The 21,251-nt window shown below is 74.0% G+C and carries 21 protein-coding genes, 1 tRNA gene and 1 other RNA gene; 10 read left to right on the forward strand and 13 right to left on the reverse strand.

Annotation, left to right across the window (positions count from 1 at the left end; genetic code table 11):
• Positions 1–14: 14 nt before the first annotated feature.
• An RNA gene (gene ffs, locus ABZ261_RS02035) (signal recognition particle sRNA small type) lies at positions 15–113 on the reverse strand.
• Between the two features lie 72 nt (positions 114–185).
• Between ffs and ABZ261_RS02040 the strand changes: the two genes are divergently transcribed.
• The 3 genes from ABZ261_RS02040 to ABZ261_RS02050 all read left to right on the forward strand — a co-directional run bounded on the left by ABZ261_RS02040 (position 186) and on the right by ABZ261_RS02050 (position 956).
• Positions 186–270: transfer RNA gene (locus ABZ261_RS02040), tRNA-Ser, on the forward strand.
• A 217-nt stretch (positions 271–487) separates the two neighbouring features.
• A complete protein-coding gene (locus ABZ261_RS02045; protein ID WP_356854633.1) occupies positions 488–709 on the forward strand; it encodes a hypothetical protein in 222 nt (73 codons plus the stop codon).
• Between the two features lie 43 nt (positions 710–752).
• Positions 753–956, forward strand: coding sequence for a hypothetical protein (locus ABZ261_RS02050; protein ID WP_356854634.1), 204 nt, complete (start codon positions 753–755; stop codon positions 954–956).
• A gap of 121 nt (positions 957–1,077) precedes the next feature.
• Here ABZ261_RS02050 and ABZ261_RS02055 read toward each other — a convergent pair whose 3' ends face one another.
• The 7 genes from ABZ261_RS02055 to pdhA all read right to left on the reverse strand — a co-directional run bounded on the left by ABZ261_RS02055 (position 1,078) and on the right by pdhA (position 9,166).
• Positions 1,078–2,058 carry an NAD(P)H-quinone oxidoreductase gene (locus tag ABZ261_RS02055; protein ID WP_356854635.1) on the reverse strand — a complete coding sequence of 327 codons (981 nt, stop codon included), beginning with the start codon at positions 2,056–2,058 and terminating at the stop codon, positions 1,078–1,080.
• 29 nt (positions 2,059–2,087) lie between these two features.
• Positions 2,088–3,185, reverse strand: a complete 1,098-nt coding sequence (locus ABZ261_RS02060) for a potassium channel family protein (protein WP_356854636.1) — start codon at positions 3,183–3,185, stop codon at positions 2,088–2,090.
• Positions 3,182–4,549: a molybdopterin molybdotransferase MoeA gene (locus tag ABZ261_RS02065; RefSeq protein WP_356854637.1), complete on the reverse strand. Its 1,368-nt coding sequence runs from the start codon at positions 4,547–4,549 to the stop codon at positions 3,182–3,184. Before ABZ261_RS02065 ends, ABZ261_RS02060 begins: the two co-directional genes overlap by 4 nt.
• Positions 4,546–5,499 carry an NTP transferase domain-containing protein gene (locus ABZ261_RS02070; RefSeq protein ID WP_356854638.1) on the reverse strand — a complete coding sequence of 318 codons (954 nt, stop codon included), beginning with the start codon at positions 5,497–5,499 and terminating at the stop codon, positions 4,546–4,548. Before ABZ261_RS02070 ends, ABZ261_RS02065 begins: the two co-directional genes overlap by 4 nt.
• Before the next feature lie 69 nt (positions 5,500–5,568).
• Complete coding sequence (locus tag ABZ261_RS02075) at positions 5,569–7,002, reverse strand: dihydrolipoamide acetyltransferase family protein (protein ID WP_356854639.1); 1,434 nt, start codon at positions 7,000–7,002, stop codon at positions 5,569–5,571.
• On the reverse strand, positions 7,002–8,006 hold the full coding sequence (locus ABZ261_RS02080) for an alpha-ketoacid dehydrogenase subunit beta (protein WP_356854640.1): 1,005 nt from the start codon (positions 8,004–8,006) through the stop codon (positions 7,002–7,004). Before ABZ261_RS02080 ends, ABZ261_RS02075 begins: the two co-directional genes overlap by 1 nt.
• Complete coding sequence (gene pdhA / locus ABZ261_RS02085; RefSeq protein ID WP_356854641.1) at positions 8,003–9,166, reverse strand: pyruvate dehydrogenase (acetyl-transferring) E1 component subunit alpha; 1,164 nt, start codon at positions 9,164–9,166, stop codon at positions 8,003–8,005. Before pdhA ends, ABZ261_RS02080 begins: the two co-directional genes overlap by 4 nt.
• A 190-nt stretch (positions 9,167–9,356) precedes the next feature.
• Here pdhA and ABZ261_RS02090 point away from each other — a divergent pair, with 190 nt between their 5' ends.
• Positions 9,357–9,842 carry an Lrp/AsnC family transcriptional regulator gene (locus ABZ261_RS02090; RefSeq protein ID WP_356854940.1) on the forward strand — a complete coding sequence of 162 codons (486 nt, stop codon included), beginning with the start codon at positions 9,357–9,359 and terminating at the stop codon, positions 9,840–9,842.
• Position 9,843: 1 nt separating this feature from the next.
• On the opposite strand, the gene ABZ261_RS02095 is transcribed toward ABZ261_RS02090, so the two are convergent.
• Positions 9,844–10,431 (reverse strand): TetR/AcrR family transcriptional regulator, encoded by a 588-nt coding sequence (locus ABZ261_RS02095; RefSeq protein WP_356854642.1) that lies wholly within the window; start codon positions 10,429–10,431, stop codon positions 9,844–9,846.
• Entirely contained in the window at positions 10,428–11,942 is a 1,515-nt protein-coding gene (locus ABZ261_RS02100; RefSeq protein WP_356854643.1) for a 3-hydroxyacyl-CoA dehydrogenase, read from the reverse strand. Before ABZ261_RS02100 ends, ABZ261_RS02095 begins: the two co-directional genes overlap by 4 nt.
• A 159-nt stretch (positions 11,943–12,101) precedes the next feature.
• Between ABZ261_RS02100 and paaN the strand changes: the two genes are divergently transcribed.
• A complete protein-coding gene (paaN, locus tag ABZ261_RS02105; RefSeq protein ID WP_356854644.1) occupies positions 12,102–13,793 on the forward strand; it encodes a phenylacetic acid degradation protein PaaN in 1,692 nt (563 codons plus the stop codon).
• Here the strand turns inward: paaN and ABZ261_RS02110 are convergent.
• From ABZ261_RS02110 to ABZ261_RS02120, 3 genes are read right to left on the reverse strand one after another with little or no spacing between them, the layout of a single operon-like run.
• Positions 13,790–14,548 carry a TrmH family RNA methyltransferase gene (locus ABZ261_RS02110; RefSeq protein ID WP_356854645.1) on the reverse strand — a complete coding sequence of 253 codons (759 nt, stop codon included), beginning with the start codon at positions 14,546–14,548 and terminating at the stop codon, positions 13,790–13,792. The two genes, paaN and ABZ261_RS02110, sit on opposite strands and share 4 nt — an antisense overlap.
• Positions 14,545–15,756 (reverse strand): HTTM domain-containing protein, encoded by a 1,212-nt coding sequence (locus ABZ261_RS02115; RefSeq protein ID WP_356854646.1) that lies wholly within the window; start codon positions 15,754–15,756, stop codon positions 14,545–14,547. The genes ABZ261_RS02110 and ABZ261_RS02115 overlap by 4 nt, the downstream gene beginning before the upstream one ends.
• Entirely contained in the window at positions 15,753–16,664 is a 912-nt protein-coding gene (locus tag ABZ261_RS02120) for a DUF5819 family protein (RefSeq protein WP_356854941.1), read from the reverse strand. The genes ABZ261_RS02115 and ABZ261_RS02120 overlap by 4 nt, the downstream gene beginning before the upstream one ends.
• Before the next feature lie 817 nt (positions 16,665–17,481).
• Here ABZ261_RS02120 and paaA point away from each other — a divergent pair.
• Genes paaA through ABZ261_RS02145 form a run of 5 tightly spaced genes read left to right on the forward strand, consistent with a single transcriptional unit; the run spans position 17,482 to position 21,113 of the window.
• The gene (paaA, locus tag ABZ261_RS02125) at positions 17,482–18,498 is read left to right on the forward strand and encodes a 1,2-phenylacetyl-CoA epoxidase subunit PaaA (RefSeq protein ID WP_356854647.1); all 1,017 of its coding nucleotides are present in this window, start codon (positions 17,482–17,484) and stop codon (positions 18,496–18,498) included.
• A complete protein-coding gene (gene paaB, locus ABZ261_RS02130; RefSeq protein WP_055708050.1) occupies positions 18,495–18,782 on the forward strand; it encodes a 1,2-phenylacetyl-CoA epoxidase subunit PaaB in 288 nt (95 codons plus the stop codon). Before paaA ends, paaB begins: the two co-directional genes overlap by 4 nt.
• Positions 18,779–19,510 (forward strand): 1,2-phenylacetyl-CoA epoxidase subunit PaaC, encoded by a 732-nt coding sequence (paaC, locus tag ABZ261_RS02135; protein ID WP_356854648.1) that lies wholly within the window; start codon positions 18,779–18,781, stop codon positions 19,508–19,510. The genes paaB and paaC overlap by 4 nt, the downstream gene beginning before the upstream one ends.
• Positions 19,504–20,049: a 1,2-phenylacetyl-CoA epoxidase subunit PaaD gene (gene paaD, locus ABZ261_RS02140; RefSeq protein ID WP_356854649.1), complete on the forward strand. Its 546-nt coding sequence runs from the start codon at positions 19,504–19,506 to the stop codon at positions 20,047–20,049. The genes paaC and paaD overlap by 7 nt, the downstream gene beginning before the upstream one ends.
• On the forward strand, positions 20,049–21,113 hold the full coding sequence (locus ABZ261_RS02145) for a 2Fe-2S iron-sulfur cluster-binding protein (protein WP_356854650.1): 1,065 nt from the start codon (positions 20,049–20,051) through the stop codon (positions 21,111–21,113). The genes paaD and ABZ261_RS02145 overlap by 1 nt, the downstream gene beginning before the upstream one ends.
• The last annotated feature ends 138 nt before the right edge of the window (positions 21,114–21,251 follow it).

A 21,251-nucleotide genomic window follows, 5' to 3' on the forward strand; every position in this document is an offset into this window, starting at 1 on the left:
GCCCGCGACCCGGGAACGCGAGCGCCCCCCACGCACCCGCCAGAGCCGACCTACCCTTGCTGCCTTCCGGCCCTGGGGGAGTTCAGTCAGATAGCGCCGCGTGAGGGGCTCCGCACAGAGTACCCGATGCGGGCCTGCGGGAACGAGTTCGCGAGCACTCCCCTCGGTCATGTAATGTTTCCGGCGGAGGATTCGCCTAGAGGCCTAGGGCGCACGCTTGGAAAGCGTGTTGGGGGCAACCCCTCACGAGTTCGAATCTCGTATCCTCCGCCGGTTCAGAGGGCCGGGCCGCGCAAGCGGTCCGGCCCTCTGGCGTATGCGCGCCGCGGGCGTGCCCGCGTGGTTCTCGCCGGGTGCGGAGCCCGGCCGGCCCCGTGGATGCGCCGCAGGTCACGGCGGCCGGTCCGGGCCGGCGCAGCCGCCTTCGCCGCACGGCGGGCGCCAAGTGCCGTACCGGAGGGAGGCGCGCGGGCGCATACTGGTCGCAATGACAAAGCCAGCTGCACCGAAGCGCCACTTGCCTACCAGCCCCTTCAAGGCCCCGGTCGCGCCGCCCATCAAGCACTTCGCCGTGGGCGACCAGGTCACCCACGACGTGTACGGCCTCGGCCGGGTCATCGGCATCGAGGACGGAGTCGCGGCGCTTGTCGATTTCGGTTCGGTGCGGGAGCGGATCCTGAGCCCGTACCCGAAGATGAGCAAGCTGTAGGACCGCCGTGCCCGGTCACGGGCGTCGGCTCCTTCATGGCCCTATGACGAACGGAAGACCTCCCATCGAACCGACCTCGCTGTTCTCCGCTCCGGCGGGGACGCCCCACTACTCCACCGCCGCGTCGCCGCCGCCGGCGACCAACCCCTTCCAGGCCCCGGACTTCGGGGAGGACGAGACCTTCCTGACCGAGGAACCGCCGGCATCCGTCCCGTTCACGGGTACGGCTCGGCGCACGGCGGGCTAGCTCCGACGGGTGACCGCGGCTTCGGCAGCCGCTCATACGTCCCTGTCCACCGCCGGACCGCTGTTCACCGCCGGACCGAAGGGCCGCACCGCGACCGCGGCCGGCCCTCCGGCAGCGCGGCCTACGGCGTCACCAGCAGCACCTTGCCGATGTGACCGCTCGCCTCCACCAGGCGGTGGGCCTCCGCGGCCTGCGGTGTCGGCACCTCCCGGTCGACGACCGGGCGGATGCGGCCCGCGGCGATCAGGGGCCACACGTGTTCCCGTACGGCGGCGACGATGGCCGCCTTCTCGCCCAGCGGGCGGGCGCGCAGCGAGGTGGCGCTGATCGCGGCCCGCTTGTTGAGCAGGGCGGCGATGTTCAGCTCGCCCTTGGCCCCGCCCTGCATGCCGATGATGGCGAGGCGTCCGTTGACGGCGAGGGCCCGGACGTTGCGGTCCAGGTACTTGGCGCCCATGTTGTCGAGGATGACGTCGGCTCCCGCACCGTCGGTGGCCTGCTCGATCTCGGCGACGAAGTCCTGTTCCCGGTAGTTGATCAGCACGTCCGCGCCCAGCTCGGCGCAGTGGTCCAGCTTCTCCTTCGTGCCGGCCGTCACCGCGACCCTGGCGCCGAGGGCCTTGGCGAGCTGGATCGCCATGGTGCCGATGCCGCTGGAGCCGCCGTGCACCAGCAGGGTCTCGCCGGGGCGCAGATGGGCGACCATGAACACGTTGGACCAGACCGTGCAGACCACCTCGGGCAGCGCAGCCGCCTGCCTCAGGTCGACGCCCTCCGGCACGGGCAGCAGCTGCCCGGCCGGCACGGCGACCTTCTCGGCGTAGCCGCCGCCCGCGAGCAGCGCGCACACCTCGTCGCCGACGGCCCAGCCGGACACCCCGGGGCCGAGCGCGGCGATCCTGCCGGAGCACTCCAGTCCGGGGTAGGGGGAGGAGCCGGGCGGCGGGTCGTAGAAGCCCTGCCGCTGCAGGACGTCGGCGCGGTTGACGGCGCTGGCCACCACCTCGACCAGCACCTCGCCCTCGCCGGGCACCGGATCGGGGACCTCGTCCCACACCAGCGCCTCGGGACCGCCGGGTTCTCGAATCGTGATCGCATGCATGCCGGTGACGCTACTCCCCGCCTCCGCGCTCAATCACGCGGCAGGGGACGGGTGTCCGGTGTGATCTGCGCGCCGGGCGTGGCGCGGACGATGGTGATGAGCCGGTCCGTCAGCTGCAGGGTGCCGACGGTCGGATCGTCGTAGCCGAGGACGCGGTGTCCGCGGACGACGCTCACCACCAGGTCGTCCGTCTCGCGGGGTTTCTTGCCCACCTCGCCGCGCACCACCGGGCGTTCGATGATGTCCAGTCCGCTGCCCTGCCGGATCAGGTCCTCCATCACCATGCCGGCCGCGGGGCTGAGCACCGACAGACCGAGCAGCCTGCCTGCCGCGCCGGAGCTGGTGATGACCGCGTCGGCGCCGGACTGCTTGAGCAGCGGGACGTTCTCCTCCTCGCGCACCGCGGCCACGATCTTGGCGCTGCGGTTGAGCTGGCGGGCGGTCAGCGTGACGAGGACGGCGGTGTCGTCGCGCTGCGGGGCCACGATGATCTGCCGCGCCTTGTGGACCTCGGCCCGCTGGAGCACGTCACTGCGGGTGGCGTCGCCCATGACACCCACGTAGCCCTCGGCGGTGGCCGCGTCGATCACCCTGGAGCTGGGGTCGACGACGACCACCTGCTCCTTCTTCAGGCCGGTCGCGCAGACCGTCTGGACGGCCGACCGCCCCTTCGTGCCGAAGCCGATGACGACGGTGTGGTCGCGCAAGGTGGACCTCCAGCGGTTCAGGCGCCATTCCTCACGGGTGCGTTCGGTGAGGACCTCCAGCGTGGTGCCGACCAGGATGATCAGGAACAGCACGCGCAGGGGCGTGATCACGAAAATGTTGGTGAGGCGGGCGGCGTCGCTGACGGGGGTGATGTCGCCGTAGCCGGTGGTGGAGAGGGTGACGGTCGCGTAGTAGAAGGCGTCGAGCAGGTCGACGGCGTCGTCGGAGGCGTCGCGGTAGCCGTCGTGGTCGGCGTAGACGACCATCGCGGTGGCGACCAGCACCAGCAGAGCCATGAGCAGCCGTTCGACAACCTGGCGGACCGGGCGCTCCACCACTTTCCGCGGCAGTTTCACCCGGTGGGTCACCAGGTGTTCGTCCGCCTGGCGGGCGATGGCGTCATGGCCCGGAAGTTTCACGTGAAACACACCCCGATCCCCGCGGTCGCCCACGGCAGGTCCAGCAGTTCCGTCTCCTCGCCCGGCCGGGCCCCGCCCGGTGGGACGACGGCCAGTGCGTCGGCGGCGGCGATGCCGCGGAGCATGGCAGGTCCGTTGTAGTGGAGCGGCACCGCGTGGTCGCCGCGCAGCACCACGGGGACGAGCCGGGTGTCCTGCGGATGCCCCTGCACCGCGTCGCGGAGCGGGAGCGTGTACGGCTCGGGGGCCGGGCGGGCGGCGAGCGTCCGCAGCAGCGGTTCCGCGAGGGTGAGCAGGCCGGAGACGGCCGCGAGGGGGTTGCCGGGCAGCCCGACGAGATGCTGGTCGTCCTTGGTGCGCGCCAGCAGCATGGGATGGCCGGGACGCACCATGACGCCGTCCACGAGGAGTTCGGCACCGATGCGGTCCAGGACCGGGTGGACGTGGTCGACGGGGCCGGCCGCGGTGCCGCCGGTGGTGACGACGAGGTCGGCGGCGGATCCCGTGATTGCCTTCCGCAGGGCGCGGGCGTCGTCGCCGACGCGCCGTACGGCCACGACCTCGGCGCCGAGCGCACGCAGCCACGGCGGCAGCATGGGGCCGAGCGCGTCCCGGATCAGCCCGTCGTGCGGCAGTCCCCCGGTCAGCAACTCGTCGCCGAGAACGAGGACCTCGGCGCGGGGGCGCGGTACGGCGGTGAGGGTGTCGTATCCGGCCGCCGCGGCCAGGCCCAGCACGGCGGGGGTCACCAGGGCGCCGACGGGCAGCAGCTGGTCGCCGCTGCGGCACTCCTGGCCACGGGGGCGGATGTCCTGGCCGTGCAGCATGTCGCGGGTGGCGTGGAGGCGGCCCTGGGCGTCGATCCGGCCGTGCTCGGTGCGCAGGACGGCGGTGGTGTCGGCCGGGATGCGGGCGCCGGTGGCGATGCCGACGGCCTCGCCGTCGGTCAGCGGCTCGGGCGGGGCCTGCCCGGCGAGCACCCCCTCGTCCCGCACCTGCCAGGGGCCGGGTCCGGCGACCGCCCAGCCGTCCATCGCGGAGGTGTCGAACGAGGGCAGGTCGGTGAGGGCGTCCAGGGGAGCGGCCAGGACGAGGCCGAGGGCGTCGTGGAGGGGCACGGAGACGGGGTCGCGGCGGACGCCGGAGCGTACGGCGCGCGCGGCGATCTCCCGGGCGCGGGTCCAGGGAGTGCCCGCGTGCCGCCCGGCGGGCCGCGCGCCGGCCGGGCGCGGGGCCGCGCCGGGCGCCTGACCCGTGCTGCCGTTCTCGGCTTCCCGGTGGGCTTCCCTCACGAGGGCCAGGGCCTCCTCGACGTCGAGGTCGTCGGTGTCCTCGGCGGGCGCCGGGGTGCCGGGGGCGGTCATCCGGCGTCCGGGGCGCTCGGGCCCCCGCCGTCCGCCGGCGTGGCGCCGCCGTCCTCCACCTTGGCGCTCCCGTCCTCCACCTTGCCCCCGTCGTCCTCCGCTTCCCACCGCAGCGCCAGTGCGGTGGCCCTGCGGGCGGCCTCGGCGACGGCCTCGGGTCCGCCCCCGGCACGGGCCGCGGCGTAGCCGACGAGGAAGGTGGTCAGCGGGGCGGCGGGCCGGGCCACGCCGTGCGCGGCGTCCCGGGCCAGGTCGAGCAGGACGCCTGTGTCGACGTCCAGGTCGATGCCCAGCTCGTCCTTGACTGCGGAGATCCATTCATCCAACACGTGCCCATGCTCCCTGATGCGTGCCCTGGCGGCGGCGATGTCGTCCCAGGTGTCGCAGTCGAAGGACGCGAGCGGGTCCGGGACGCGGGTGAGGCGGAGGGCGCCGGTCAGCCGGCGCAGGGGCAGTCCGGCGAGGCCGTGGTGGGCGTCGGCGAGGGCGGTCAGCGCGCCGCGCAGCGCGGCGGTGCGGTAGGCGGCCACGAGCGGCTGGTCCCGCCCGTCGGCGTCGGTGAGCAGCGCGCCGTCGGCTCCGGTGTCCCGCAGGGCGGTCAGCAGGCGCCGCAGCGTGTCCCGCCGGAGGAAGGGCAGGTCGGCGGAGAGAACGACGGTGTGCGCGGCGCCGGTCAGCCGCAGGCCGGCCTCCAGTGCGGCGACGGGTCCGCCGCCGGGCGGCTCCTCGCGCGCCCAGCGCACCGGCCGGGCGGTGGGCCGGGGTGCGGCCACGACCACGGTCGTCCCGGCGCCCGCGCACGCCGCGAGCACCCGGTCGAGCAGCGCCCGGCCCCCGACGCGCACGCCGGGCTTGTCGGCGCCGCCGAGCCGCCGCGCGGCGCCGCCGGCCAGCACGACGGCGTCGTACGGCGCGGGCGTGCCGGGGACTCCGAAAGCGGTGTCGGTCACGCCCCGAGTATGTCCTGCCGGCCCCCGCTCCCGGGGCCGGCGGACGTCATACCGGGCGCACCGGCTCGCTCACAGGGTGCGCAGGAGCACCGCCGGCTGCTCCACGCAGTCCGCCACGTACCGCAGGAAGCCGCCTGCCGTGCCGCCGTCGCACACCCGGTGGTCGAAGGTGAGCGAGAGCTGCACCACCTGGCGGACGGCCAGCTCGCCCTCGTGCACCCACGGCTTGGGGACGATGCGGCCGACGCCGAGCATGGCCGCCTCGGGGTGGTTGACGATCGGCGTGGAGCCGTCGACGCCGAAGACGCCGTAGTTGTTCAGCGTGAAGGTCCCGCCGGTGAGTTCCCCGGGGGTGAGCGTCCCCGCGCGGGCCGACTCGGTCAGCCGGGCGAACTCGGCGGTCAGCGACTCGGCGTCGCGCGCGTGGGCGTCGCGGACGACCGGCACGACCAGGCCGCGGTCGGTCTGGGCGGCGAATCCCAGGTGGACGTGGTCGAGCCGGACGACCTCGCGGGCCTCGGTGTCGACGAAGGAGTTCAGCTCGGGGAAGCGGGCCAGGGCGGCCGTGCAGATGCGGGCGAGCAGCGCCAGGAGGGAGATCTTCGGGCCGCCGGCCGCGTTCATCGCGGCCCGCGCGCGCATGAGCTCCGTCGCGTCGGCGTCGACCCAGCAGGTGGCGTCCGGGATCTCCCGGCGGCTGCGGGAGAGCTTGTCGGCGACCGCGCCGCGCACCCCCTTGAGGGGGATGCGCGTCCCGCTTCCGGTCGGGGCCGCCGTCGGCGCCGTCGGGGTGCGGGCGGCCGGTTCCTCGGCCGTGCGGGCCCGCGCGCTCCTGGTCCGCAGCACGTCCTCGACGTCCGCGCGCAGGATGAGCCCGTCCGGCCCCGAGCCGGCCAGCTCCCGCAGGTCCACGCCGTTGTCACGGGCGAGTCTGCGGACGAGGGGGGAGATCACCGGGACCGGACCGTCGGCGGACGCGGGTGCCGGGGCAGGCGCGGGCGCCTGGGCCGGTGCGGGCGCCGCTGCGGGTGCGGGCGCCGCTGCGGCCGCGCGGGCCCGGGGTGCCGACCCGGCGGCACCCGGCTGCGCGGCCCGCCCGTCGACGGCGCCCGGTCCCCGACCGGCGCCCTGCCCGTTCCCCGCCGTCGTGCCGGCCGCGCCCGCGGCCCCCGCCCGTACCCGGCGCCGACGGGCCGCCGGAGCCTGGGTGCCGTAGCCGACGAGGACATTGCCGGAGCCCTCCGGCTCCGTCGACGTCCCGCCTACCGCGACCGTCAGCAGCGGCGCGCCGACGGGCAGCTCGGTGCCCTCCTCGCCGAAGCGGGCGGTGACCACGCCGCCGTAGGGGCAGGGCACCTCGACCATCGCCTTGGCCGTCTCGACCTCGACCACCGGCTGGTCGACGGCGACCACGTCGCCGACCTTCACCAGCCAGCGGACGATCTCCGCCTCGGTGAGCCCTTCACCGAGGTCGGGCAGCTTGAACTCCAGCACCTGAGCCATCAGCCCTCGGCCTCCCACTGCAGCCGGGCCACGGCGTCCAGGATGCGGTCGACGCCGGGCAGGTGGTGCCGCTCCAGCATGGGCGGCGGATACGGGATGTCGAATCCGGCCACTCGGAGCACCGGCGCCTCCAGGTGGTGGAAGCAGCGCTCGGTGATGCGGGCCGCGATCTCGCCGCCCGGCCCGCCGAAGCCGGTCGACTCGTGGACCACCACCGCGCGTCCGGTGCGCCGGACGGCCGCGCAGACCGTCTCGTCGTCGAAGGGCACCAGGGAGCGCAGGTCGACGACCTCCAGGTCCCAGCCCTCGGCCCGGGCCGCCTCGGCGGCCTCCAGGCACACCGGCAGCGAGGGGCCGTAGGTGATGAGCGTGGCGCTGCGGCCGGTCCGCCGGACCACGGCTCGCCCGATGGGCTCCACGTCCGCCGGCTGCTCGGGGTTCCAGGAGTCCTTCGACCAGTACAGGCGCTTGGGCTCCAGGAAGACGACCGGGTCGTCGGAGGCGATGGCCTGGCGCAGCAGCCCGTAGGCGTCGGCGACGGTCGCCGGGGTGACGACGTGCAGGCCCGGGGTGGCCATGTAGTAGGCCTCGGAGGAGTCGCTGTGGTGCTCGACGCCGCCGATGCCGCCGCCGTAGGGGATGCGGACGGTGATCGGCAGGGGCATCCTGCCGCGCGTGCGGTTGCGCATCCGGGAGACATGGCTGATCAGCTGCTCGAACGCCGGGTAGGCGAAGGCGTCGAACTGCATCTCCACCACGGGCCGCAGGCCGTACATGGCCATGCCGACCGCGGTGCCGAGGATGCCCGCCTCGGCGAGCGGGGTGTCGGTGCAGCGGTCCTCGCCGAACTCCTTGGCGAGTCCGTCGGTGACCCGGAAGACACCGCCGAGGGTGCCGACGTCCTCGCCCAGGACGTGCACGGTCGGGTCGGCTGCCATGGCGTCGCGCATCGCGCGGGTGAGGGCCTGCGCCATGGTGGCGGGCTTGACGGCGACGGTGGTCATCGGGCGCCGCCTTCCTGTGCGCCGTGGCCGCCGTGCTCCTCCTGCTCGGCCTCCAGCTCGGCCTGCAGCAGGGCGCGCTGCTCGCGCAGCTGCCCGGTGGGGGCGGCGTAGACGTGGTCGAAGAGTTCCATGGGGTCGAGTTCCGGGTCCCGGTTCATGCGTTCGCGCAGGTCGGCGGCCATCGTCTCGGCGTCCTGGCGGGCGGCCTCGATGCCGTCCCCGTCGAGCAGCCCGCGCCTGGTCAGTTCGCGTTCCAGCAGCTGGATCGGGTCGTGCGCGCGCCAGGCCTCGACCTCGGCGTCGCTGCGGTAGCGGGTGGCGTCGTCGGCGTTGGTGTGGGCGTCGACGCGGTACGTCACCGCCTCCACCAGGGTCGGGCCGCCCCCCGCTCGCGCGTGCCGCACGGCGTCGCCGAGGACCTGGTGGACGGCCGCGGCGTCGTTGCCGTCGACCAGCCGGCCGGGCATGCCGTACCCGACGGCCTTGTGGGCCAGGGAGGGGGCGGCGGTCTGCTTGGCGAGCGGGACGGAGATGGCGAAGCCGTTGTTCTGCACCAGGAAGACCACCGGCGCCTGCCAGACGGCGGCGAAGTTCAGCGCCTCGTGGAAGTCGCCCTCGCTGGTGCCGCCGTCGCCGACCATGGCGAGCGCGACCACGTCGTCGCCCTTGAGGCGGGCGGCGTGCGCGAGGCCGACGGCGTGCGGCAGCTGGGTGGCCAGCGGGGTGCTGAGGGGGGCCACCCGGTGGGCGTGGGGGTCGTAGCCGCTGTGCCAGTCGCCGCGCAGCAGGGTGAGTGCTTCCACCGGGTCCACGCCGCGGGCGACGACGGCGAGCGTGTCGCGGTAGCTGGGGAAGAGCCAGTCGCGCTCCTCCAGGACCAGGGCGGCCGCGATCTCGCACGCCTCCTGGCCGGTGCTGGAGGGGTAGACGGCCAGCCGGCCCTGCTTCGTGAGGGCGGTCGCCTGCGTGTTGTAGCGGCGTCCGCGCACCAGCTGGGCGTACAGCCGGAGCAGCAGCTCCGGGTCGGCCTCGTCCGCGGCCTCGGTGCCGAGGACGCGGTAGGGCTCGGCGTCGGGCAGCAGCGGCGCGGGGTCCATACGGGGCTGCCAGGCGGGCGGCGGCGATGGCCGGTACGCGCCCCGCTGCTCCAGAACCGTCATGACGGCACCTCCTCGTGGGAGCGGCTACGGGAGGCGTGTCGGCCGTGACCCGCCTCACCAACCGATTGTTCGGTCGTCGGCACATTTTGGCTACAGGCCCCGTCAGGCTGTGGACAAACGGTTCTCCACAACCTGCAATGAACGCAGGACGTCCACGGCGAGGAAGCGGGGGGACATGGGACCTGAACAAATGGCCGACGCACCGCCCGACGGCGCCGTACTGCCGCCGCCGCGCCCGCTGGACGCCGTGGATCAGGACATCCTGAAGATCCTGCAGGCGGACGGCCGCGCCTCCGTGCGGTCCGTCGCCGAACGCGTGCACGTCTCGCGCGCCAACGCCTACGCGCGCATCAACCGGCTCGTCGAGGACGGGGTGATCCGGGGCTTCGGCGCCCGTGTGGACCACGAACGGGCGGGCCACGGCACCTCGGCGTACATCACGCTGAAGATCGTCCAGAACACCTGGCGCACGGTCCGCGAGCAGCTCAGGCAGCTGCCCGGCGCCTCCCACATCGCTCTGGTGGGCGGCGACTTCGATGTGCTGCTGCTGGTGCACACGCCCGACAACCGGGCGCTGCGCGAGCTGGTGCTGACCCGGCTCCAGGCCATCCCCGAGGTGCTGAGCACCCGCACGCTGCTGGTGTTCGAGGAGGAGGACCTGGAGCCGGACGGGTGAGTCAGGCCCGGCGCAGCCCGGAGAAGACCAGCCGGACCACCGCGTCGGCCACTTCCCGCTCGCTGGCTCCCCGCGGGTCGGGCCGGTACCACTCCACGATCGAGTTGATCATGCCGAAGACCAGCCGGGTGACCAGGCGGACCTCCACGTCGCCGCGGACCTCCCCGTCGGCGGCCGCCGCCTTCAGCAGCTCGGCGACCCGGTGGTCGAAGTCGCGCCGCCGCTCCAGCGCCCACCGCTCGGTGGCGGTGTTGCCGCGCACGCGCAGCAGCAGCGTCACATAGGGCAGCTCGGCTATGAGCACCTCGACCATGCGGCGCACGACGTGCTCCAGCCGGTCGGCGGGCCGCCCCACACGCGCGGGCTCCTCCTCCAGGATGGCGAACAGACCGTCCAGGGCACGGCTGACGGCCCGGCGCAGCAGTTCCTCCTTGCCGCTGACATGGTGGTAGATCGACGACTTGGAGATGCCGGCCGCCTTCGACAGGTGCTCCATGGAGGTGCCGTCGTAGCCGCGCTCGTTGAAGACGCGGACGGCGACGGAGAGCAGCGTCTCCGGGGTGTACGTGTCACGCCTGGCCGTGGTCATGAGGTGCCCTCCCGCTTGTCGACGGCGTACGCGTGGCGGTACAGCGCCAGGGAGGGCGCGTACCGTCCGGAGGGGTCGCGCTCGTGCATCTCGTCCAGCACCCCGAAGGCGAAGTCGCGGCCGAGCCTGCGGTCCCACTCGAAGGGGCCCAGCGGGTAGTTGACCCCCAGGCGCATCGCCGTGTCGATGTCCTCCTCGGTGGCGACGCCCTTGGCGACGGCGTCGTGGGCGAGGTCGATGATCCGGGCGACCGTGCGGGCGACGATCATGCCGGGCACGTCGCCGATGACGCTGACCTCCTTGCCGAGCGCCTGGAACAGCCCGGTGGCCTCGGCGAGGGTCCGCGGCGAGGTGTCCTGGGCGGCGGACAGGGCGATGCGGGTGGCCGCGCGGTAGTCCAGGGCGAGGTCGAAGTGGACGACGTCCCGGAACTCCGCGGAGGTCCGGCCGTCGGCGAGGACCAGCTGGCCGCCGCTCGGCAGCACCAGGCGGGTGCCGTTGTCCTCGTCCTCCTCGCGGACCGGGATGCCCGCCTCGCGGATGAGCGCGAGCAGCTCGGCCGCCGGGCCCAGGTTGCCCTCGGCGACGACGTGGGCGGGCGGCTGCTCCTTGTCCGCGGTGTGCGGTGCGGGCCGCTCGGCGCCGTCGGCGTAGTCGTACCAGCCGCGCCCGCTCTTGCGGCCCAGGCGGCCGGACTCCACCAGGCGGCGCTGGGCGAGGGAGGGCGCGAAGCGCACGTCCTGGAAGAAGGACTGCCACACCGAGCGGGTGACGGACTCGTTGACGTCCTGCCCGATCAGGTCGGTCAGCTCGAAGGCGCCCATCCGGAAACCGCCGCACTCGCGCAGCACCGCGTCGATCGTGGCCGGGTCGGCCGCCTGGGCCTCGTACACGGCGAACGCCTCGGCGTAGAAGGGCCGGGCGATGCGGTTGACGATGAAGCCGGGGGTGTCCGCGCACGCCACCGGGGTCTTGCCCCAGGCGCGGGCGGTCTCGTACGCGCGCGTGGCGCTCGTGACGTCGGTGGCGAACCCGGAGACCACCTCGACCAGCGGCAGCAGCGGCGCCGGGTTGAAGAAGTGCAGGCCGACGAGGCGGCCGGGACGGCGCAGGGAGCCGGCGACGGCCGTCACCGACAGCGAGGAGGTGTTGGTGGCGAGCAGGCAGTCCTCGGCGACGACGTCCTCCAGTTCGCCGAAGAGCCGCTGTTTGACGTCCAGCCGCTCCAGGACGGCCTCCACGACCAGGGCGCTGTCGGCGAGCTCCGCGAGGGCGTCGGCGGGCTTCAGACGTGCGCGGGCCGCGTCCCGGTCGGGGCCGCTGAGCCGGCCCTTCTCCACCAGCCGGTCGAGGCGGGCGCCGATCGCTTCGGCCGCGTCCCGGGCACGCCCGGGGACGGCGTCGTACAGCCGCACGGGGTGGCCGGCGACCAGCGCGACCTGGGCGATGCCCTGGCCCATGGTGCCGGTGCCGACGACGGCCACGGGGCTGCTGAGGTCGAGTGCTGTCATGTGCGCGATCCTCCCGCACGGCGTTCTCCACAGATGCGGCGGACCCCCTTGTCCCGACCGATCGTTCGGTTACTCTAGCTCTGACTGGCCGTCCACGCCCAGGTTTCCGCCAGGTCGCGGACTCGGCGAAGAGTTTCTCCAGACAGGAGTTGGTCCCGCATGGCCGCCGAACTGACCGCCCCCGAGTTGATCGCTGAGCACCGGCCCACTCTCGACCAGGCCCTGGAAGCGATCCGCACGCGCGCGTACTGGTCCCCGCACCCCGAGCACCCCAAGGCGTACGGCGAGCACGGCAGCCTGGACGCGGCGGCGGGCAAGGCGGCCTTCGACGCCCTGCTGGGCACCCGACTGGACCTCGGCCAGCCGGGCACGGACGACTGGGTCGGCGGCGAGGTCTCGCCCTACGGCATCGAGCTGGGCGTGACGTACCCGCACGCGGACATCGACGTGCTGCTCCCCGCGATGCGGGCCGGGCAGCGGGCCTGGCGGGACGCGGGCCCGGAGGTCCGGGCGGTGGTCTGCCTGGAGATCCTCAAGCGGATCAGCGACCGGACGCACGAGTTCGCCCACGCCGTCATGCACACCAGCGGACAGGCGTTCATGATGGCGTTCCAGGCGGGCGGCCCGCACGCCCAGGACCGCGGCCTCGAGGCGGTGGCGTACGCCTACGCGGAGCAGGTCCGCACGCCGGCCGCGGCGGAGTGGACCAAGCCGCAGGGCAAGCGCGAGCCGCTGGCGCTCACCAAGCGCTTCACGGCGGTGCCGCGCGGCATCGGCCTGGTCATCGGCTGCAACACCTTCCCCACCTGGAACGGCTACCCGGGCCTGTTCGCCTCCCTCGCCACCGGCAACGCGGTCCTGGTCAAGCCCCACCCGCGCGCGGTGCTGCCGCTCGCGCTGACCGTGCAGGTCGCGCGGGACGTCCTCGGCGCGGCGGGTTTCGACCCGAACCTGGTGGCGCTGGCGGCCGAGCGCCCCGGCGAGGGCATCGCCAAGACCCTGGCCACCCGCCCCGAGATCCGGATCATCGACTACACCGGTTCGACGTCCTTCGGCGACTGGCTGGAGGCCAACGCCCGGCAGGCGCAGGTCTACACCGAGAAGGCCGGCGTCAACACGGTGATCGTGCACTCCACGGACGACTACCGGGGCATGCTGTCCAACCTGGCGTTCTCGCTGTCGCTGTACAGCGGCCAGATGTGCACCACCCCGCAGAACCTGCTGATCCCCCGCGACGGCATCGCCACCGACCAGGGGCACAAGAGCTTCGACGAGGTCACCGCCGACCTCGCCCGCGCGGTCGACGGCCTGCTCGGCGACGACGCACGCGCGAACGCCCTGCTGGGCGCGATCGTCAACCCGGACGTCAAGGCCCGCCTGGAGGCCGCGGCCGGCCTCGGCGAAGTCGCCCTCGCCTCCCGCGAGATCGGCAACCCGGAGTTCCCGGACGCGGTGGTCCGCACCCCGGTCCTCGTCAAGCTGGACGGCGCCAAGCCGGACGACGAGGCGGCCTACATGAGCGAGTGCTTCGGCCCCGTCTCCTTCGCCGTCGCCGTCGACTCGGTGACGGACGCGGTCGAGCTGCTGCGCCGCACGGTCCGCGAGAAGGGCGCGATGACGGTCGGCGCGTACACCACCGACGCCGAGACGGAGCGGGCCGTCGAGGAGGTCTGCCTGGAGGAGGCCGCGCAGCTCTCCCTCAACCTGACCGGCGGGGTGTACGTCAACCAGACGGCCGCGTTCTCCGACTTCCACGGCTCGGGCGGCAACCCGGCGGCGAACGCGGCGCTGTGCGACGGCGCGTTCGTGGCCAACCGCTTCCGGGTGGTGGAGGTCCGCAGGCAGGCCTAGCTGAAGGCGGTGGCGGCGGCGCCGGTCGCGCTCCAGTGGTACAGCGCCATCGCCACGCTCGTGGCGAGGTTGTAGCTGGAGACCTGCGGGCGCATCGGCAGCCGCAGCAGGTGGTCGGCACGCCCGCGCAGTTCCGCCGACAGCCCGCTGCGCTCCGAGCCGAACGCGAGCACGGCGTCGTCCGGCAGCCGGACGCCGCGGATGTCCTCGCCCTCCGGATCGAGGGCGAACAGCGGTCCCGCGGGCAGCTCGGCGACGTCGAGGCGCTCCACGGCCGTCGCGAAGTGCAGGCCCGCGCCGCCGCGGACCACCGTGGGGTGCCAGGGGTCGAGCGTGCCCGTGGTGACGACGCCGGTCGCCCCGAAGCCGGCGGCCAGCCGGATCACGGCGCCGGCGTTGCCGAGGTTGCGGGGGTCGTCCAGGACCACCACGGGCGCGGTGCGGGGCGTCTGGGCGAACGCCCGCAGGTTGGCCTGGCGGGACGGCCGTACCGCGAGCGCGGCCACACCCGTCGGGTGGGGGCGCGGCACGAGCGAGGCGTACGCCTGCTCGGGCACCTCCGTGAGCAGGGCGTCCAGCACGTCCCGTAGGTCCGCGGCGAGCTCCGCCGCCAGGGCCAGCGCGGCCTTCCGGTCGGTGGCGACCGCGACCGGCACCCGGGCCCCGAAGCGCAGCGCGTGCTTCAGGGCGTGGAAGCCGTCGAGCAGCACGGCGCCCTCCGCGTGCGCGCGCCAGCGGATCAGCGGATCGGTCATGCGGTGAACCCTACGCGGCCCGCCGTGCTCTCCTCCGGGGAGCGCGGCGGGGGCACCGCACGGCCGTCGCGCCGCGTCAGCCGCCCGCCCGCGCGTGCCGCCAGGCCGCCCAGCCGCCGCAGGAAGGACGTCGGCAGGAACACCGCGTCCGCGGCGATCATCGCCATGGAGAAGAACGGCAGGCCGAGGACGACCGCGATCACCGCGTGCTCGGTCATCATCAGCACCAGCAGGACGTTCTTGGCCCGCCGGTCGAGCAGGGCGAACGGGAACGCGACCTGCACCATGACCGTCCCGTAGGCCGCGAGCAGCATGATCGTGCCGCTGGCGGACATCAGGTCGGCGAGTGCCGGCCAGGGCGAGAAGTAGTCCAGGTGGAGGGGGTAGTAGACGGCGGTGCCGTCCTGCCACCGGGAGCCCTGGATCTTGTACCAGCCGGCCGTGGCGTAGATCAGGCACGCCTCCGCCATGATCACGGCAAGGGCCGCGTTGTGCAGGACGTTGGCGATGACGTCCAGCAGGATCCGGGACTGCCGCCAGGCCGCCCGGAGCCCGGCGGCCCACCACAGGCCGAGCACCGCCCAGACCGTCCACAGCAGCGCGGGGACGAGCCAGCCGTTGTCGAAGCGCCCGGTCAGCGTCACCGTGCCGAGCGCCAGGCCGAGCACCGCCCACAGCGCCGGCCCGACCCGGTCGGCGGGCACGTGCTCCCCCCGCGCGCGTGCCGCCTCCTCGTGCGCCGTACGCCGCGCGTCCAGCGACCAGACCTGCCCGCAGCGCGTGAACACCAGGTAGATGGACATCAGGTGCACAACGTTGTCGCCGCCGTCGCCGACGAAGACGCTGCGGTTCTGCAACGACAGCACGCCCACCATGAACAGCACGGACGCCGTCCGGGTGCGCCAGCCCAGCAGCAGGGCCGCGCTCGCCAGGACCGCCAGCGTGTAGCAGCACTCGAACCAGAGCTGTCCGTCCGACCAGAGCAACGCCGTGAAGGCGTGGTTGTCGGCGGTCAGCTGCCTGGCCAGGTTCCAGCCCCACGGGCCGGAGGGTCCGTACAGCTCCTGGCGGTGGGGGGACTCGCGCAGCAGGAACAGCAGCCAGGTCGCGGCGAAGCCGATCCGGACCACGGCACTCTGGTACGGCCCGAGGGCCGCCTCGGTCACACGCGCGACACCGCGCGACAGCGTCGGGGGGAGAGCGTTCACCGCACGCCTCCCGCCGCCTCGTCGGCCGGCACGGGCCACCAGGGCAGCAGCCGGTAGACGGGCTTGCCGGACACCCGCTCACGGCTCCACGCGGGCGGCTGGACGTCGGTGGTGCTGGAGCGGACCTGCACGCGCTGGATCACGCCTTCCCGGCTCGTCGGATCGTCCCGGTACAGGCGCATGACCACGATCCGGCGCAGGTAGTGCTCGGAGAGGGAGCCGCGCAGGCCCACGGGACGGTTGTCGGCACTGTGCGTGGCCGCGAAGAAGTCCCAGGCGCGGCGCAGCATGTTCTGCTGGGTGTGGCTGGGCACGAGGTTGCCGTCGATGGCGGCGCCGTCCTGGGCGGAGAGGTCGGTCCAGCCGGTGGTGCGCAGCTCGCCGCCGTGCAGGCGGACCTGGGCGCGCACCTGGACGGCGATGTTCTGCTGCAGCGGGTTCGGCGCGAACAGCTTCCAGTTCTGCTCGAACTCGGGGTTCACCCAGTCCGCTATCGCCTTGCCGTGCTGCTTGGTCACCGTGTTGGCGGGCGCGAGGCTGAGGAACACCATCAGCAGGTGCGTACAGGCGGCGACGGCGACCACCGCGAGGGCCAGCGCGGCGCCGACCCGGTAGCGGGGGGAGAGCGCCGCCAGCCCGGTGGGGGGCGCGGACGGCGGAGGCGGCTGAGGGGCGGGCGGACCGGCGGGGGCCGGACCGGCCCCGGGCGGAGTGCCGGGTGCCGCACCGGCCGGGGAATCCGCAGGGGAGGGTGCAGGGGAGGGTGCAGTGGAGGGCGCCGCGGCGGGCGCCTGAGGGGCCTCGGGGGGATCGTCCCGGGCGTCCTCGGAGGCGTCCTCCGGGAGACGCGTCCCGGTCGGCCCATCCGGGCGCTGCGGGCCCCGCGAGTCCTCGTCGTGCGCGTCCATGGCGTCCCGTCCCCCGTCTCGGCTCATGCGGTCGGCTCGTCGTCCTCGGCTCGTCGTCCGGCTCAGCGGCGCGCTGAGCGGTCGTCCAGGTGCGCGGAGCGTCACAGACGCCGCACGCGGCACGTGCGCCGCGTGGCGGCGCTCGCACGGAACGGTACTCAGCCCCGGGCACCGTGCGCAGCCCCGGGGTACGGGCGGACGGCGGTGGTACTCGCCACGCGGCACGCCTCCGGCCGGATCCCGGCCCCGGAGCACACCTCCGGCCGGCTCACAGCCCCGTCGGACGGGTCCGGCCGGAGCGCGGCCCCGTCGGACGGCTCCCTCCGCAGCGCGACCGTGCCGGACCGGCTCCGGTACCGCCCGCGCGGGACCGGCGGGCACCGCCCGTCCGCCCTCCGCCCGTCCGCCCTCCGCCCGATCCTTCGTCGGGCCGCGTGTGTCCGGCGGCCGGCCCTCGCCCTTGCCCTACGGCCGGCCCGCCGCCCTGTTCCCGGCGACCGCCCCTTTCCGGCCCGCCGCCCCTTTCCGGGCGGTCGCCCGGGGGGGGGACCGGCACGTCCTACCGCGTGGCTGGGCCCGCCGGTCCTCGGGCGCAGCCTCATGCGTCCGGCACCAGCCGCCGCTTCGCCCGGACACCTCTCGGGAACGGCCCTCCGCCTGTTCCGCCGGTCTGCACAGCCGGGTGGTCGGGGAGTTTTCCACAGCGGTTGACACCCCGCGGCGGCCCGGCACACCATAAATGCGCATGGACCGAACGATCGGTCGGGACGGATCGATCCGAGGAAGACACCGCAGAGCCCGAGCCCAGGGGGACCGCATGGCCACAGCAGCCGCGCAGCGCACGGCCCGTCCGGAGGCGGACGGCGCACCGGACACCGTCGACACGACGGCCTACCAGCGCGCCTTCGACGCGGCCGTGGCCGCGGACGAACGCATCGAGCCGCGCGACTGGATGCCGGACGCCTACCGCGCGACGCTGGTCCGGCAGATCGCCCAGCACGCGCACTCCGAGATCATCGGCATGCAGCCGGAGGCCAACTGGATTACCCGCGCGCCCTCCCTGCGCCGCAAGGCGATCCTGATGGCCAAGGTCCAGGACGAGGCGGGCCACGGCCTGTACCTGTACAGCGCGGCCGAGACGCTCGGCACCAGCCGCGACGAACTGCTCGACAAGCTGCACAGCGGCCGCCAGAAGTACTCCTCGATCTTCAACTACCCGACGCTGACCTGGGCCGACGTCGGCGCGATCGGCTGGCTGGTGGACGGCGCCGCGATCACCAACCAGGTCCCCCTGTGCCGCTGCTCCTACGGCCCCTACGCCCGCGCGATGGTCCGGATCTGCAAGGAGGAGTCCTTCCACCAGCGCCAGGGGTACGAGCTGCTGCTGGCCCTCAGCAAGGGCACCCCGGAGCAGCACGCGATGGCGCAGGACGCGGTGAATCGCTGGTGGTGGCCGTCGCTGATGATGTTCGGCCCGCCCGACGACGAGTCCCAGCACTCCGCGCAGTCGATGGAGTGGAAGATCAAGCGGCACTCCAACGACGAACTGCGTCAGCGCTTCGTGGACATCTGCGTCCCGCAGGCCGAGTCCCTGGGCCTCACCCTCCCCGACCCGGACCTGCGGTGGAACGAGGAGCGGGGGCACTACGACTTCGGGCCGATCGACTGGACGGAGTTCTGGGAGGTCCTCAAGGGCAACGGCCCGTGCAACGAACAGCGGATCGGCCAGCGCAGGCGCGCCCACGACGAGGGCGCATGGGTACGGGAAGCGGCCGCGGCCTACGCGGCCAAGCGCACCGGCAGCACCGGTGAGACGGGAGCGACGCGAGCATGAGCACCACCGACTGGCCCCTGTGGGAGGTCTTCGTGCGTTCCCGGCGCGGCCTCTCCCACACCCACGCCGGCAGCCTGCACGCCCCCGACGCCGAACTGGCCCTGCGCAACGCCCGCGACCTGTACACGCGGCGCGGCGAGGGCGTCTCGATCTGGGTCGTCCCGGCCTCGGCGATCACCGCGTCCTCGCCGGACGAGAAGGACCCGTTCTTCGAGCCGGCCGCCGACAAGCCCTACCGGCACCCGACCTTCTACGAGATCCCGGAAGGGGTGAAGCACCTGTGACCGCCACCGGCCCCGCCACCGTCCCGGTGACCGCCGCGCTCGCTCTCGGCGACGACGCCCTGGTGCTCTCCCACCGCCTGGGGGAGTGGGCCGGGCACGCCCCCGTCCTGGAGGAGGAGGTCGCCCTGGCCAACATCGCCCTGGACCTGCTCGGCCAGGCCCGGGTGCTGCTGTCGCTGGTCGGCGACGAGGACGAGCTGGCCTACCTGCGCGAGGAACGCGCCTTCCGCAACCTGCAGTTGGTCGAGCAGCCGAACGGCGACTTCGCGCACACCATCGCCCGCCAGCTGTACTTCTCCACCTACCAGCACCTGCTCTACGGCGAACTGGCCGCCGGGGACGGCCCGTTCGCGCCGCTCGCCGCCAAGGCGGTGAAGGAGGTCGCCTACCACCGCGACCACGCCGAGCAGTGGACGCTGCGGCTCGGCGACGGCACGGAGACCAGCCGCGAGCGGATGCGGCGGGCCTGCGCGGCGCTGTGGCGGTTCACCGGGGAGATGTTCCAGCCGGTGGAGGGCCTGGACGCCGACTGGGCGGGGCTGGAGGAGCGCTGGCTGGCATCCGTCGGGGACGTCCTCGTCCGGGCCACCCTCACCCTGCCCGAGGGGCCGCGCACCGGGGCCTGGTCGGCGGGCGCCGGCCGGCAGGGACTGCACACCGAGCCGTTCGGGCGCATGCTCGCCGAGATGCAGCACCTGCACCGCAGCCACCCGGGGGCGTCATGGTGACCGCCACCGCCCTGGAGGCGGAGCTGCTGGAGCTCGCCGGCGCGGTGCCCGACCCGGAGCTGCCCGTGCTCACCCTGCACGAGCTGGGCGTGGTGCGCGCGGTGCACGTCCGGGGCACGGACGCGGTGGAGGTCGACCTCACCCCGACCTACACCGGCTGCCCGGCGATCGAGGCGATGCGCTCCGACATCGAGCGGGTCCTGCGGGAGCACGGCATGCGCGAGGTCACCGTCCGCACCGTGCTCACGCCCGCCTGGTCGACGGACGACATCACCCCCGAAGGGCGGCGCAAGCTCCAGGAGTTCGGCATCGCTCCCCCGCGCGTGCACGCCGCCTCCGGCCCCGTCCCGCTGACCCTCGGCCCCACCCGCACCCAGGGCGCCGGGACCGGGACCGTGGAGGGGACCGAGCCGGTCCGCTGCCCGCACTGCGGCTCGGCCGCCACCGAGCTGCTCAGCCGGTTCTCCTCCACCGCGTGCAAGGCGCTGCGCCGCTGCCTGGCCTGCCGTGAACCGTTCGACCACTTCAAGGAGTTGTGATGGCGCGCTTCCACCCGCTCCCGGTGGCCGCGGTCGACCGGATCACCGACGACTCCGTCGCCGTCACCCTCGCCGTTCCGCCCCGGCTGCGCGCGGAGTACCGGCACGCGCCGGGCCAGCACCTCACGCTGCGCCGCCGGATCGACGGCGCGGAGATCCGGCGCACCTACTCGATCTGCTCCCCCGCCCCGGACCCGGCCGGCGAGGGCCCGGAGACCCTGCGGGTGGGGGTGCGGCTGGTCGAGGGCGGGGCGTTCTCGACGTACGCGCTGAAGGAGATCGACATCGGTGACGAACTGGAGGTGATGACCCCGGCGGGCCGCTTCACCCTGGAACCGGCGCCGGGTCTGTACGCGGCGGTCGTCGGCGGCAGCGGCATCACCCCGGTGCTGTCGATCGTCTCCACGCTGCTGGCGCGCGAGCCGGCGGCCCGGTTCTGCCTGATACGCAGCGACCGTACGGCCGCGTCGACGATGTTCCTCGAGGAGGTCGCCGATCTGAAGGACCGCTATCCGCAGCGGTTGCAGCTGGTGACGGTGCTCTCCCGGGAGGAGCAGCAGGCGGGCCTGCCGTCGGGCCGGCTGGACCGGGAGCGGCTCGTGGGGCTGCTGCCCGCGCTGCTGCCGGTGCAGCAGGTGGCGGGCTGGTTCCTGTGCGGGCCGTACGGGCTGGTGCAGGGCGCGGAACGGGCCCTGCGCGAGCTGGGCGTGGACCGGGCGCGCATCCACCAGGAGATCTTCCACGTGGACGCGGGTTCGGCTCCTGCGGCCACCGCGGCGGCGCCCTCGCACAGCTCCGTCACCGCCCGGCTCGACGGACGCGGCGGCACCTGGCCGGTGCGGGAGGGCGAGACGCTGCTGGACACGGTGCTGCGCAACCGGCCCGACGCGCCCTACGCCTGCAAGGGCGGGGTGTGCGGGACGTGCCGGGCCTTCCTGGTCGCGGGCGAGGTCCGGATGGACCGCAACTTCGCGCTGGAGGAGGAGGAGACGGAGGCCGGGTATGTGCTGGCCTGCCAGTCTCATCCGCTGACGGAGCGAGTGGAGCTCGACTTCGACCGCTGACGCGCGGTCAGGTCAGGACTGGCACGAGCGGCCCGCCGCGGGAGCCGTACAGGCCGGCGCCTGCGGAGAGCCGGCGGGACGGACGGGCGGCACGGAGCCGGGCGGGGTGGACCGCCGATGTCCGTCACGGCCCGGTGT

The sequence above is a fragment of the Streptomyces sp. NPDC006193 genome (assembly GCF_040613915.1).
Classification (GTDB): domain Bacteria; phylum Actinomycetota; class Actinomycetes; order Streptomycetales; family Streptomycetaceae; genus Streptomyces.

Coding starts and splice junctions, on each gene's coding strand:
- paaA (WP_356854647.1), top strand. CDS start 17,482: ATGGCCACAGCAGCCGCGCAGCGCACGGCCCGTCCGGAGGCGGACGGC.
- ABZ261_RS02100 (WP_356854643.1), bottom strand. CDS start 11,942: ATGACAGCACTCGACCTCAGCAGCCCCGTGGCCGTCGTCGGCACCGGC.
- ABZ261_RS02145 (WP_356854650.1), top strand. CDS start 20,049: ATGGCGCGCTTCCACCCGCTCCCGGTGGCCGCGGTCGACCGGATCACC.
- ABZ261_RS02075 (WP_356854639.1), bottom strand. CDS start 7,002: ATGGCTCAGGTGCTGGAGTTCAAGCTGCCCGACCTCGGTGAAGGGCTC.
- ABZ261_RS02055 (WP_356854635.1), bottom strand. CDS start 2,058: ATGCATGCGATCACGATTCGAGAACCCGGCGGTCCCGAGGCGCTGGTG.
- ABZ261_RS02065 (WP_356854637.1), bottom strand. CDS start 4,549: ATGACCGCCCCCGGCACCCCGGCGCCCGCCGAGGACACCGACGACCTC.
- paaD (WP_356854649.1), top strand. CDS start 19,504: ATGGTGACCGCCACCGCCCTGGAGGCGGAGCTGCTGGAGCTCGCCGGC.
- paaN (WP_356854644.1), top strand. CDS start 12,102: ATGGCCGCCGAACTGACCGCCCCCGAGTTGATCGCTGAGCACCGGCCC.
- ABZ261_RS02110 (WP_356854645.1), bottom strand. CDS start 14,548: ATGACCGATCCGCTGATCCGCTGGCGCGCGCACGCGGAGGGCGCCGTG.
- ABZ261_RS02080 (WP_356854640.1), bottom strand. CDS start 8,006: ATGACCACCGTCGCCGTCAAGCCCGCCACCATGGCGCAGGCCCTCACC.
- ABZ261_RS02095 (WP_356854642.1), bottom strand. CDS start 10,431: ATGACCACGGCCAGGCGTGACACGTACACCCCGGAGACGCTGCTCTCC.
- ABZ261_RS02090 (WP_356854940.1), top strand. CDS start 9,357: ATGGCCGACGCACCGCCCGACGGCGCCGTACTGCCGCCGCCGCGCCCG.
- ABZ261_RS02120 (WP_356854941.1), bottom strand. CDS start 16,664: ATGGACGCGCACGACGAGGACTCGCGGGGCCCGCAGCGCCCGGATGGG.
- ABZ261_RS02045 (WP_356854633.1), top strand. CDS start 488: ATGACAAAGCCAGCTGCACCGAAGCGCCACTTGCCTACCAGCCCCTTC.
- ABZ261_RS02050 (WP_356854634.1), top strand. CDS start 753: ATGACGAACGGAAGACCTCCCATCGAACCGACCTCGCTGTTCTCCGCT.
- pdhA (WP_356854641.1), bottom strand. CDS start 9,166: ATGACGGTTCTGGAGCAGCGGGGCGCGTACCGGCCATCGCCGCCGCCC.
- paaB (WP_055708050.1), top strand. CDS start 18,495: ATGAGCACCACCGACTGGCCCCTGTGGGAGGTCTTCGTGCGTTCCCGG.